The following is a 12,015-nucleotide window of genomic DNA, read 5'->3' as shown; positions in this document are numbered from 1 at the left end:
TAAATGAGATAACTTTTTTAGCTGATCTTGTCGCAGGTCGCCGGACACGCGGACGAAACCGGTCCGGCCGCCTCAACACGGACGACGGGCACTGCGCCGGCGGAGGCGTAGCGGTAGCAGCAACGGCAACGCTCAGGTCACGCGACGAGAACAGCGCGGCACTCGCGCTCCGACTTCTTCGAAGCGCGCCCGGTACTACCTCGGCTCCCAGACGCCGGTGAGAGCGCCTACGCGTCGCCCCTGCTCGCGGCAGACGGATCTCCTCGCTCATCCTGCGCATGAGCGCAGCGCCCTCGGTCGTGATGCTCGACAGTGAGACCAGCGGCTCGACGTAAACCATGACGAGCCGGGGTCGGTTGCGCCGCACCAGCCCCAGGCGTAAGCGCGGGCCCGCAGTGAGGTCTCCGAGCCGTCGACGCCCGCCACGATCACCCGCGGCCCGGCCTTATCGGATGCGGCGCGCGGTAGCGGACCAGACAGGCAAGGACCACGACAGGAACCGACTCGAATCCCTCGACGTACTCGCGCATCGCGCGCGCCATCCGGCTCTTGGGAGAACCGGCGTCCGTGCCGCTGCCCCTGCCGTACCCGTCCTGCTCTTGCCGTTGGCCACGGCGGAGCCGACCCCGGTGATCACGTTGTACTGCGGCTTGTCGAACAGCACGTCGATGGGCGGGATCGATGTGCCGCCTCCACCGATGACCATGTGGACGTGGCACCGGGCGGTATCCGCCGATGTCCTGGTAGGCGGGGTACAGTGCGTCGATGGCGTCGACGCCCGCCGACCGCACCTTGGGACGAGCTGTCGGCTGGGCTGGGACAATGGGACCTCTACGATTCTTCGGAGGTTCGATGACAGCCGCTGGCGAGCGAAGGCCGCGCCGGTCCACCGCGGAGATCAGGGCGGCGATGCTGGACGCCGGTCGCACGATCTTCGGCGAGTACGGCTATCACCGCGCCAACACCCGCGACATCGCCGAGCGCGCCGGAGTGGCGGAGATCCTGCTGTTCCGGCACTTCGGCAGCAAACGCGGCCTGTTCCGCGACGCGGTACTGGAACCGGTGCTCAGGGCATGGCAGAGCTTCGAGACGGTCTGGTTCACCCCCGACTACTCGGAGATGTCCGACCTCGAATCCGCTCGGCTGTACGTTGCCACTGTGTACGACTCGCTTGTCGAGCAGCGCGACCTCATCATCGCGCTGCACGGCGCCGCCACGCACGAGGACGGGTTCGACCTCGGCGCGCCCATCGACGCGGCCCTGCGGCCGAACACCGGCGACATGGAGCGCACCATCGAGGAGCGCGACTTCGTGCAGGTGGACGCGTTCTGGGCGATGCGGCTGTCGTTCGGCCTGATCCTCGCGGCGGCGGTCTTCGACGACTGGCTGTACCCGGCGGAGAGCCGTCCCAGCCGCGAGGAGTTCATCGAGCAGCTCGCCGTCTACGTCATCGCGGCGCTGACGAACCGGGACAAGATCAGCTGAGTGCGCCCGGACGGCACGAAGCCGGGCCGGGCGCCACGGTAGCGCCCGGCCCGCCCTCCATCCCGTTCAGCTGAGGGCCGCGCTCGACTCCGCGGCCGCCTCCCGGCCGGCGACCCGCCCGAAGGTGGTAGCGCTCGCCAGCGAGTTCCCGCTTCCCGCGTAGCACGGCCCGAGCACGCCACCGGACGCCTCACCGGCCGCGTACAGTCCCGCGATCGGCCGCGAACGCACGTCGAGCACACGTGCATGGTCGTCGATCCGGGGCCCGACGGCTGTCAGCCCGAGCATGTACAGGCGCAGTTCGGTGGCGTAGAACGGCGCGGTGGCGACCGGCCGCAGGTGCGTCGCCTCCTTGCGGTAGTCGCTGTCCTCACCGGCCTCGACCTGCTCGTTATAGCGTTCGAGCGTGCCCGCGAGGTTGGCCGGGGGCACGCCGATCAACTCCGCCAGCCGCTCGACCGAGTCGGCCTTGACCACGACCCCGGCCTCGACCATCGCGTCGATCTTCGGCGCGATCCAGTCCTCCTCGGTCTCGCCCGGCAGGCTGACCTTCTTCGCCGCCTTCGTCGTGTGCGGCATCGCCGCGAGCCTGGTCTGCTCGTCGAACACCGCGAACACGGCGCCGCCCTGCGCGGTCACGATCGGCTGCGTGATGCTGTACGGGGACATCTCGTTGTAGAAGCGCCGCCCCTGGTTGTTGACGATCACCAGCCACCCGGGGAAGTAGGTGTCCGGGTAGCGCCCGAAGTTGGGCCGCATCGTCAGCTGGGCGCGATCGCGGCCGGCGACCTGCGCGTCGAGCGGCAGCGTCAGCCGGATCGAGTCGCCCCGGGAGCCCGGCCCGCCGAGGTACCACAGCCAATCGCGGGCCGCCCGCAGCGGCGCGGGGCAGAACAACTCCAGCATCTCGGTGCTGGCGCCGAGCCCGCCGCAGGCCAGGATCGTCGCACCGGCACGGATTTCGTCGTCCCCGCACGCGACGCCCCGCACCCGGCCGTCCTCGGTCAGCAGCCTGTCGACCCGGCGGCTCAGCGCGAGGTCGATCCGCGGCCGTGCGCGCACCGCCGACAGCAGCGCGTCGACGATCGCCTGGCCGCCCTCGGTCGCGTGGCCGCGCGGAACGGCCTCGTCCCCGGAGTGGTAGAGCCCGACGATCTTCACGCCGTGGTCGTTGAGCCATTCGATCGTCGGGCCCGCCTCGTGCGCCAGGCGCCAGCCGACGGCGGGGTCGACCTGCCACTGGTTCAGTGTCATGTAGTGCCGGAACAGGTCGTCCGCGGTGTCGGTGATGCCCTCGTCCGCCTGGAACCGGGTGCCGGCGGCCATGATCAGGCCGTGCGCGAGCCTGCTCGACCCGCCGGGCACCTCCTCCGACTCCGCGATCAGCACCGTCGCGCCGGCGGTCTCGGCCTCCAGCGCGGCGCACAGCCCGGCGACTCCCGAGCCGACGACTACCACGTCCACGTCGCTCATGACCCCTCCTTCCCAGTTCCGGCAACGGTGTCTTCCTCGCGTGTCTCCCCGTCCTTGCCCACCCCGAGGTAGTCCTCGTAGAGGTTGTGGAAGTGCCTGATCTTGTTGTACTGGTACACGCCGTACGTGACGCCCGACGGCTTCACCTTGCGCAAGGTGTGCATGCCGCGCTGCACCTGCGGCATGTTCAGCTCGTCCTGGTAGAAGATCTCCGCCAGCGCGCCGAGTTCCGGTGCGTCGAGGTGGGATTCGTCGAAGTCCAGGATGTGCGGCTTGGCGGGCGGCGGGCGCTCGCCGCTAAACGGCGCGAGAATGTACGTGTCCATGATCGATTTCTCGTGCTCGTCGCCGTACGGGCGGAACCGGTAGACGATCTGGTTGTAGGCGGCCCACGGGTGGAAGTTCGGGAAGACCGTGAAGAAGAACGCGTCCATCAGTTCGGAGTCGCACAGCTCGTCCACCGCGTCGCCGAGCACCGGGCGCAGCTGCTCCCGCCCGGCCTGGGCCCCCCATTCGCGGAAGGACATGCCGTCCGGGACGAGGCCGCGGTCGTCGTCGGTCGGGTCGCCGGTGTTGAACGCCAGGGCCGCCATGTCGTTGGCCGTGGGGGTCCAGCGCAGGCTCGGGCTGGCGATCCCGGTGATGTTGATGGCCCGCGAGTAGTTGCCGAACGCGTCGTACTGCCCCATCTCGTCACCGGTCGCCGCCAGGATCTGCGGGTGGGTCGCGATGGTGTGGTAGCCCTCCATGAAGGCTTCCTGAGCGGTCTTCCAGTTGCACTCGAGGTACTTGACCGTGTGCGCGGCGATGAAGCGGTCCTCGAGCGGGTACCGCTCGAAGTGCTGGTCGATGTCGCCGAGGAACTCCAGCAGCGGCTGTGCCTCGGGGTCCATGTTGACGAACACGAAACCGCCCCAGGTCTCGGCTCGGACCTCCTTGAGGGAGAAGGACTCCCGCTTGACCGTCGGGTAGTCCCACCGGCTGGGGACCCGCCTCAGGGTGCCGTCGAGATGCCAGCACCAGCCGTGGTACGGGCAGCGGAACTCATCGGCCGGGCCGTCATGGTCCCTCAGCCGCCTGCCCTGGTGCTGGCAGACGTTGTAGTACGCCTTAATGACGCCGTCCTCGGTGCGCACCACCAGGATCGAGGTGTCGACGATGTCGTAGACGCAGGTGTCACCCGGGTTCGGGATCTCCTCCTCGCGGCATGCCATCTGCCAGACGAACGGCCACAACCGCTTCTTCTCGAGCTCGTGGTAGGCCCGGTCGATGAAGCGGTCGACCGGCACGTCGTGGTCCCCGAGGAAACTGTCGCTCTGCAGGCGCAGCACGGGGGGCACCTCGTGCGTGTCGGTGTCGAGGACCTCCTGGTAGGACATCCCGCGAGAGCGCCGGCTCCGGTGGGCGGCGGCGTCGTCGAGCTCAGTCATTTTCGCGCCCTGCCGCGTTCGCCCGTGCCAGGCGCCAGTTGGAGTACAGGTAACGGCACATCTGCGGGTCGGCGGTCTTGAGGTCGCCGTCCAGCCAGCGCCCGGTGTCGTCGAAGTGGCCCGAGCGCTCGGCCCCGTCGCCGGTTCGGTCGAGATCCACGCGGACGCGGCCGTCCTCTTCGAAGGAGTAGTAGCGGCTTCGGTTCAGCGGATGTCTGAGCACACGCGCCATGGCGTGCTCCTTTCCGTGGGCTTCGCTGGTTTCCGGGTTCAGCCGGTGGTGATCTCGGCGATGACGGTGCCGACCGGGTGGGTCGTGTCCTCCTCGGCCAGCAGCCTGATCCGGCCGGTGGCGGGGGATTCGATCTCGTTCTCCACCTTGTCGGTGGCGATGACGTACAGCACCGCGCCGGCTTCGACCTGGTCGCCGTCGGCGACCAGCCACTCGGTGATGGTGGCCTCGGTGACGCTGACACCGAGTTTGGGGATGCGGATCTGCTCGGTCACGCGGCCACCGCCGCCCGGATCGCGGACTCGATCTCCGGCGCGCCGACGAGATAAGCCGCTTCCAGACCGGCCGCGAACGGCACGGGCACGTGCGCCGAGCCGACGCGCCGCACCGGGCCCGCCAGCTCGCCGAACAATTCCTCGTGAATTCGGGACGAGATCTCGGCGCCGACGCCGAACGGGACCGCCGTCTCGTGCGCGACCACCACCCGCTTCGTGCGGGCCGCCGATTCGAGCACCGCGGTCTCGTCCCACGGGACGATCGTGCGCAGATCGATGACCTCGACGTCGATCCCCTCGGCGGCGAGGGTTCCGGCCGCCGCGAGGACCTCATGGACGGTCTGCGAGTAGGTCACGACCGTGACGTCGCGACCGGATCGCGCCACCCGCGCCTTGCCGATCGGCACCCGCTCGGCCGAGGTGTCGATGCGCTCCTTGGCCCCGCCGAAGTACAGCTTCAGGTGCTCCAGGAAGAGGCACGGGTCCTCGTCCTCGATGCAGGACCGCAGCAGGTGGTACGCGTCAGACGGGGTGGACGGCGCAATGATCTTGAGCCCGGCCACGTGCGCGTAGTCCGCGTCCAGGAACTCCGAGTGCTGCGCACCGAACCCGCCGGCCGCGCCGCAGATGCTGCGGACCGTCAGCGGGACGGTCGTCTGGCCGCCCGACATGTACCGCAGCTTGGCGGCGTGGTTGGCCAGCTGGTCGGCGGCGACGCGCAGGAAGTTGTTCAGCATGATCTCCGCGACCGGACGGCCGCCCGCCACGGCGGCGCCGATCGCGGCCCCGAGGATGGCCTGCTCCGCGATGGGCGTCGAACGCACCCGCTTCGTGCCGTAGGTGGTGGAAAGTCCTTGGGTGACGGTCAGCACGCCACCGCCTTCGCCGTCCGCGACGTCCTCGCCGAAGACGATCACCCGTGGATCGGCGGCCATCGCCTCGTCGAGCGCGAGGTTGACGCCGTCCCGGAAGGAGGCTTTCCGAGTCTGCTTCGTGGTCATGCGGCGCCTCCAGGCAGGCTCGTGGCGAGAACGTCGGTGTGCAGCTCGACCGCCGGCGGCTCAGGCGCGGCCAGCGCGCCCTCCGCGGCGTCGCGGACCGCGGTCCGCACCTCGTCCTCCACCCCGGCGATTTCGGACTCGGGCATGCCGAACTCGGCCAGCAGGCGGGAACGGAAGGCGGGAATCGGGTCACGCTCCTGCGCAGACGCGAAGATCGCGGGGTCGATGTAGGCGCCGTCGTCTCCGAACTGGTGGCCGCGGAACCGGAAGGTCACCGCTTCCAGCAGGGTCGGCCCCTCGCCGGCGCGGCCCCGGACGACGGCTTCGGCGGCGGCGTCACGGACCGCGAGCGGGTCGTTGCCGTCCACGCGCACGCCCGGGATGCCGTAGGCGGCGGCCCGGTCGGCGACGTGTTCGGCGCTGGTGCCCGCGGCGTAGGCGGTGTGCTCGGCGAAAAGGTTGTTGTGGCACACGAAAAGCACCGGCAGTTTCCACACCGCGGCGAGGTTGAGCGCCTCGTGGAACGCTCCGATGTTGGTGGCGCCGTCGCCGAACGAGACGGCGGTGACCCGGTCGTCCTCGCTGATCTGCGACCACAGCGCGAACCCGTTGGCGATGGGCAGGCCGCTGCCCACGACTCCGGTGGTGACCATCAGGCCGGACTCCGGGTGCGTGATGTGCATCGGACCGCCCTTGCCCTTGCAGGTGCCGCCGACGCGGCCCAGAAACTCCGCCCACAGCGCGTCGAGCGGTACCCCTTTCGCGATGTGGTCGTGCAGGCCGCGGTAGGTGGTGACCAGGTAGTCGGACGGGCGCAGTGCCGCGCAGACACCGGCGGAGACCGCCTCCTGGCCGCGGGGCGAGTAATAGTTGAGCACGATCTGGCCGGACTGCATGAGCGTCCAGAACCGGTCGTCGCACTCCTTGATGGTGAACATCGTTCGATACAGCTCGATGGGTGGCGTCATGATGCTCCTCGGTGCTTGTATAGTAAGTACCTACTAGTTAAGTCGTGCACTGTCAACGCCTCCGCGTCCCCGAACACGGGAGTCATGGGATGTCGAAGAAGATCCTCACCGTCTTTACCGAACCGGTCTCGCCCGAGCGCGAAGCCGAGTTCGATAAGTGGTACAGCGAGACGCACGTGCCCGATGTGACGGCGATCCCCGGCGTCCTCTCGGTACGCCGCTTCAAGCTGCCCGACGCGGAGGCCACCGGCGCCGGCTTGGCGGACGGGCGCCGGTACCTCGCGATCTACGAGCTCGATGTCGACGACACGAGAAAACTGGACGAAGAGATGACGGCCCGCATCACCGATGGCCGGTTCAGCATGAGCGACGCGCTTACGATGGACCCCGCCCCTGTGACCGTCTACTGGGACGAGATCCCTCTGCCGTGACACGACGCAGGCCACGGTCTGTGGCAAGTAGGCGGTGGCCCGCGTCGCGTCAACCTGCCAGCCGGTTCACCGCTGGGTGAGGCAGTCGATACCGAGGCGCCGGTCAGGTGGACCGTATCGATCTCGTCGCTCGCAACTGCGGTTCTCGACGACCTATTCCTCTAGCAGTAGGGCCCTTTCGGGACAGGCGCCGACCCCGCGCCGGGCCCGAGCGGCGACGGCCGGACCGACCTCCACGGAGTCGATGCTCGAGTAGCCGTCGTCGTCGATCGGGAACAGATCCGGATCGGTCGCGTGGCACAGCGCGTGGCCCACGCACTGTTCCTTCGCTAGACGGAGCCTCATCGGATCGTCACCGGAAGGTTGGTGACCGACCGGACCGCGATGTTGTTGTAGGTCAGCGCATCGGCATCGATCTCGTACAACGGGATTCGGTCCAACAGCGTTTCGAGCGCGATACGCAGTTCGAGCCGGGCCAGATGTGATCCGAGGCAGCGATGCACCCCGCTCGCGAAGGTCATGCTCCTGATCCGCTCCCGGTGGAAGTCCACGCGCAGCGGGTCCTCGTGGAAGGTCGGGTCCACGTTGGCGGCAGCCCAGAACGCATTGATCTGCGTACCGGCGGGCACGAGGAGACCGTCACCGAGATCGATGTCGCGCTGCGCGAAGCGCATTCCGGACGGCACCGGCGACTCGTACCGCATCAGCTCTTCGACCGCGGGCAATAGCAACTCCGGGGCTGCCAGGATTTCCGCGCGCCGCTCCGGGTTGCGGCCGAGCCAGGAGATCAGGCACGACAGCGAGGAGGTGACGGTGTCGAGGCCCGCGAACATCAACAGGAACAGGATGTTGATCAGATCCGCTTGGGTGAGCGGCTCACCGCCGACCTCGGAGCGCATGAGCTCGGCGATCACGTCGTCGTCGCGGTCGAGGCGGGCGCGCTTGTCGGCGAGGAACCCGTTGAAGTACTCCAGCAGTTTCGCCCCCGCCGTCGCCATATTGGCGTCGATCTCTTCGGTGGTCTCACCCTTCGGGTGGACGACGCCCTCCTTGAACTCCACGAAGAAATCGAGGTCGGCGAGCGGAGCCCCCACCAGGCCCAGGAAGGTCTGGCACGGTAGTGGTGCACAGAACGCGCGGTACCACTCGGCGCCACCTTCCGCCCGGGCATCATCGATCAGCCGGGCCGCGAGCCTGCGGATGTCGTCCTCCAGACGCTGCACCCGCTTGGGCGCGAACATCGGATCCAGCAGCCGTCGCCACTTCTTGTGTTCTGGGCCGTCGATCTCCAGCGGGATCAGCTTCTCGTCGTGGCCGAAACTGCCACCACGCCCGCCGTTTCCGAGGACGTCCTGATGTTTGTTGATCGTGAGGATGTCCTCGTAGCGGTAGAGGTGGAGCGCACCGTCGAGATACTCCGCGCGGACGTCCCTCGCCTTCTCGGAGTAGACGAGCTGCGGTTCGGCAAGGGTCTTCACCTGCTGGGAAAGACCGGAGACACGAGGATCGAAGCGGGGGGTCGTCGTCGGCTGCATGGGTTCCTCCGGAGGGGATGGTGACGTCGGCCGGAACCGGCGCCGGTGAATGATGCGAAGGATGCGAGTGCCGGATGCTCCTATGGATGTCAAGCGGCGAGTTCAAGATCTTCGGGGCGGTGCCGCAGAGCATGGCGAACGCGGCTTCCCCGGTGAGTCGGTCGTGGTTACCGCCGGCGGTGACCAGTAGCCGGCCGGCGCATCGGTGCCGACGCCGTTGGCGGCGACCAGGCCGGGTTTGATCGCGGTCACCAGCGGCTCCAGCAGCGTGCAGGTCGTTGATCTCGGCGGTGAGCTGTTGATGGCGGTGGGCCGGTGACCGTAGCGCGATCTTGACGGCGGCGGCCGGGGACGCGGCGTCGGTCTGCGGCGGGCCGCCCGCAGGTTCCGCAGCGCCTCGACCCGTCCGTCGCGCTGCTTGGGTGTGCCGGTCCGTTCGGCGGCCGGCGCGGTCCTGGCGGCCTGGACGGCGTCGATCGGGTCGGACTTGCCCTGGAACCTGCGGGTCTTGCGGTCGGGGCGGTCGACCTCGACGACGTGGACGCCTTGGTCGCGCAGCAGGCGGGCCAGCCCGGCCCCGTAGGCGCCGGTGCCCTCGACCCCGACCGGCCCGAGAGGCCCGAACCGGCGCATCCAGTCCAGCAGCGCGGTGTAACCGGCCGCATCGGCGGGGAACTGCTCGGTGCCCAGCACCCGCCCGACCTGGTCGATCACCGCGGCGGCGGGGGTGTCTTGATGGGTGTCGACGCCACCGGTGACCTCAATGGTCAGGACCCGCCGCCGGTGATGGACCCGCCGCCGGTGATCGCGATGATCTTGCCCTGCAGTCGCATGTCCACGCCTCCGTTCACTTCGCCGGGCTGGCGATCGACTTGATGCGCAGGTATTCCCGGAAGCCCGCGACACCGTGCTCCACGCCGTCGCCGCTGATCCCGTAGCCGCCGAACGGGGCGTCCGGGGACAGGTAAAAGGAGTTGTTGATGTTGACGGTGCCGGCCCGTAGCTTGTGCGCGACCGCCCAGGCGCGCTCCTCGTCGGTGGACTGCACGTAGGCCGACAGTCCGTAGCGCGAGTTGTTGGCCACCCGGACGGCCTCATCGTCACCGCCCTCGTAGCGGATCACCGACAGCACCGGGCCGAACACCTCGGTCTGGGCGATCTCGGCGTTCTCGTCGACGTCGGCGATCAGGGTGGGCTCGTACCAGAAGCCGCGGTCGTACCGCTGGCCCCGCTTGCCGCCTGCCAGCATCCGGGCACCCTCCGCAACCGCGCGGTCCACGAGGCCTTCGATGCGCTGCAGCTGCTCTTCGCGGATGATCGGACCGACCATGTTGCCGGGATCCCGCGGATCGCCCCACGGCAGGTTAGTGATCATCGCTTCCAGGCGGGTCAGCACCTCGTCGTAGATGTCGGCGTGGACGACCATCCGGGTGGCCAGTGCGCAGCCTTGGCCGCTGTTCGACATGCACATCGCCACACCCAGACCACAGGCCATGTCCAGATCGGCGTCCGGCAGGATCACATTCGCCGACTTGCCGCCCAGTTCCAGCACGGTGTGCCGGATCCCGTTGGCGGCGCGCTCGGCGATGCGCTGACCGACACCGGGTGACCCGGTGAAGTGGTAGAGGTCGATGCGCTGGTCCGCGGTCATGGCGTCGCCGACGATGGCCTTGTCCGCGGAGCTGATCGCGTGATAGGCGCCCTTGGGGATGTCGGTCGCCTCGGCCACCACCTGCGCGAGCAGTGCCGCGGTGAGCGGAGTGTCCGGAGCGCTCTTCAGGATGACCGCGTTGCCGGTGGCCAGCGCGTGGTGCACCTTCCAGATCGCGGTCATGAACGGCGCGTTCCACGGCGTGATCGCCCCGACGACCCCGTACGGCTCGTAACGGACGCGGCGGCCGCTGCTGTTGCCGAGGATCTCGAACGGGGGCAGATCCTCCTCCCACTGGAACGAGGTGATGAGGCCGTTGAAGAAGTCCATTCCCTCGACCATCACGTCGACGTGGGTCGCCATGTTCGAGACGCACACCCCGGCCTCGGCGATGAGCAGGTCCTTGATGTCGTCGGACCGCTCGCGCAGTGCCTCCTGCAACTGCACCAGGCACTTCTTCCGGAACTCGTGATCGGTTCCCCATCCCGAACCGTCCGCGAACCGTCGCGCTGCCTCGATCGCGTCGGCGACGTCCTCCACACCGGCGTCCGCCGCCTCGGCGATCACGGACTCGTCGGCGGGATTGATCACCTCGTACCGGCGCCCGGAGCGCGCATCGCGGAACTCGCCGTCGATGAACAACCGGCCTTCGATGGTCGACATCCTTCGATCTCCTCGTGGTGTCGTGGATGGAAGCGGCGCACTGCCGTCAGAACTCAGGGGATGCATGCGAGGTGTCGTCGCCCGCGCCGGTCCGGCACGCACATCCCGGGCCACGACAGATGATCCGAAACCTTTGAATCATCTAACTGTAATGTGCGCCACATGTCAAGGGAGTGATACTCCCTTGATCTCGCGTGCGACGATGGAACAATGACTACCCGCGTCGACCGCAAGCGACGATCGTCGGCCGAGGTCAAGCAGCTCATCGCGGATGCCGCCTCCGCCGAGTTCGTGGAGTGCGGCTTCGAGCGCGCGACGATCCGTTCGGTGGCGCACCGGGCCGGCGTCACCGAGTCGATGGTGTTCCGCCACTTCGAATCCAAGGCCGAGCTGTTTCGCTCGACCGCGGCGGCGCCGTTGGTCAAGTTCATGAACGACTTCGCCGGAACGTTGGACGATGAGCCCGGTCAGGACTCCCGGGAGGTCACGCTGGAGTTCGCCCGCGGGCTGTACCAACTGTGCTCCGACAATCGCCACATCCTCGTCTCGTTGGCCGCCAGCGCGGGCGAGCACGAGGACCGGTCGCAGCCCTCGCCGCTGGCGCCGTGCCTGCAGGCTCTGATGGACGGCGTCCACCGCTACATGGAACGCACCGGCACGACGGTCGTCGGCGATGTGCGAGCAGCGATCCGCCTCACGGTGGCGCTCGTCCTCGGCACCGCGCTCGCCAGGGACGCGTTGTTCCCACCGGCGACCGGAACCGACGAGATATCGTCGGCGCTGGCGCAATTCATCCTTTGCGGATCCGGATACAGTCCTGCGGCCGAAGAGGCATCGGCGGGTTCAGGGTGAGCCTGCCGGGCTCAGGTGC

At 68.4% G+C, this 12,015-nt stretch carries 13 protein-coding genes; 3 read left to right on the top strand and 10 right to left on the bottom strand.

The window, feature by feature from the left end; all coding sequences use genetic code 11:
- Positions 1-852 precede the first annotated feature (852 nt).
- Positions 853-1,485, top strand: a complete 633-nt coding sequence (locus F8568_RS31750) for a TetR/AcrR family transcriptional regulator (RefSeq protein WP_160573830.1) — start codon at positions 853-855, stop codon at positions 1,483-1,485.
- 66 nt (positions 1,486-1,551) lie between these two features.
- On the opposite strand, the gene F8568_RS31745 is transcribed toward F8568_RS31750, so the two are convergent.
- The 6 genes from F8568_RS31745 to F8568_RS31720 are packed head-to-tail and all read right to left on the bottom strand — an operon-like array spanning position 1,552 to position 6,864.
- Positions 1,552-2,958: an FAD-dependent oxidoreductase gene (locus F8568_RS31745; protein ID WP_151597374.1), complete on the bottom strand. Its 1,407-nt coding sequence runs from the start codon at positions 2,956-2,958 to the stop codon at positions 1,552-1,554.
- Positions 2,955-4,388 (bottom strand): aromatic ring-hydroxylating oxygenase subunit alpha, encoded by a 1,434-nt coding sequence (locus F8568_RS31740; protein ID WP_151597373.1) that lies wholly within the window; start codon positions 4,386-4,388, stop codon positions 2,955-2,957. Before F8568_RS31740 ends, F8568_RS31745 begins: the two co-directional genes overlap by 4 nt.
- Positions 4,381-4,620: a hypothetical protein gene (locus F8568_RS31735; protein WP_151597372.1), complete on the bottom strand. Its 240-nt coding sequence runs from the start codon at positions 4,618-4,620 to the stop codon at positions 4,381-4,383. Before F8568_RS31735 ends, F8568_RS31740 begins: the two co-directional genes overlap by 8 nt.
- Before the next feature lie 38 nt (positions 4,621-4,658).
- Positions 4,659-4,895 (bottom strand): lipoyl domain-containing protein, encoded by a 237-nt coding sequence (locus F8568_RS31730; protein ID WP_151597371.1) that lies wholly within the window; start codon positions 4,893-4,895, stop codon positions 4,659-4,661.
- Positions 4,892-5,896, bottom strand: coding sequence for an alpha-ketoacid dehydrogenase subunit beta (locus tag F8568_RS31725; protein WP_151597370.1), 1,005 nt, complete (start codon positions 5,894-5,896; stop codon positions 4,892-4,894). The genes F8568_RS31730 and F8568_RS31725 overlap by 4 nt, the downstream gene beginning before the upstream one ends.
- Positions 5,893-6,864: a thiamine pyrophosphate-dependent dehydrogenase E1 component subunit alpha gene (locus F8568_RS31720; RefSeq protein WP_202125594.1), complete on the bottom strand. Its 972-nt coding sequence runs from the start codon at positions 6,862-6,864 to the stop codon at positions 5,893-5,895. Before F8568_RS31720 ends, F8568_RS31725 begins: the two co-directional genes overlap by 4 nt.
- Before the next feature lie 89 nt (positions 6,865-6,953).
- On the opposite strand from F8568_RS31720, the gene F8568_RS31715 reads away from it, so the two are divergent.
- A complete protein-coding gene (locus F8568_RS31715) occupies positions 6,954-7,295 on the top strand; it encodes a DUF4286 family protein (RefSeq protein WP_151597369.1) in 342 nt (113 codons plus the stop codon).
- A 153-nt stretch (positions 7,296-7,448) separates the two neighbouring features.
- Here F8568_RS31715 and F8568_RS51200 read toward each other — a convergent pair whose 3' ends face one another.
- The 4 genes from F8568_RS51200 to F8568_RS31695 form a co-directional block, all read right to left on the bottom strand.
- Positions 7,449-7,640: a ferredoxin gene (locus tag F8568_RS51200; protein ID WP_151597368.1), complete on the bottom strand. Its 192-nt coding sequence runs from the start codon at positions 7,638-7,640 to the stop codon at positions 7,449-7,451.
- Positions 7,637-8,830, bottom strand: a complete 1,194-nt coding sequence (locus F8568_RS31705) for a cytochrome P450 (RefSeq protein ID WP_151597410.1) — start codon at positions 8,828-8,830, stop codon at positions 7,637-7,639. The genes F8568_RS51200 and F8568_RS31705 overlap by 4 nt, the downstream gene beginning before the upstream one ends.
- A 102-nt stretch (positions 8,831-8,932) precedes the next feature.
- On the bottom strand, positions 8,933-9,736 hold the full coding sequence (locus tag F8568_RS31700; protein WP_328601113.1) for an IS110 family transposase: 804 nt from the start codon (positions 9,734-9,736) through the stop codon (positions 8,933-8,935).
- A complete protein-coding gene (locus F8568_RS31695; RefSeq protein WP_151597367.1) occupies positions 9,678-11,144 on the bottom strand; it encodes an aldehyde dehydrogenase family protein in 1,467 nt (488 codons plus the stop codon). The genes F8568_RS31700 and F8568_RS31695 overlap by 59 nt, the downstream gene beginning before the upstream one ends.
- Before the next feature lie 210 nt (positions 11,145-11,354).
- On the opposite strand from F8568_RS31695, the gene F8568_RS31690 reads away from it, so the two are divergent.
- Positions 11,355-11,996: a TetR/AcrR family transcriptional regulator gene (locus F8568_RS31690; protein ID WP_151597366.1), complete on the top strand. Its 642-nt coding sequence runs from the start codon at positions 11,355-11,357 to the stop codon at positions 11,994-11,996.
- The last annotated feature ends 19 nt before the right edge of the window (positions 11,997-12,015 follow it).

The sequence above is a fragment of the Actinomadura physcomitrii genome (genome assembly GCF_008923205.2).
Classification (GTDB): Bacteria; Actinomycetota; Actinomycetes; order Streptosporangiales; family Streptosporangiaceae; genus Spirillospora; species Spirillospora physcomitrii.
Note: the sequence above shows the minus strand (reverse complement) of the source record. Positions and strands in the feature narration are given on the sequence as shown.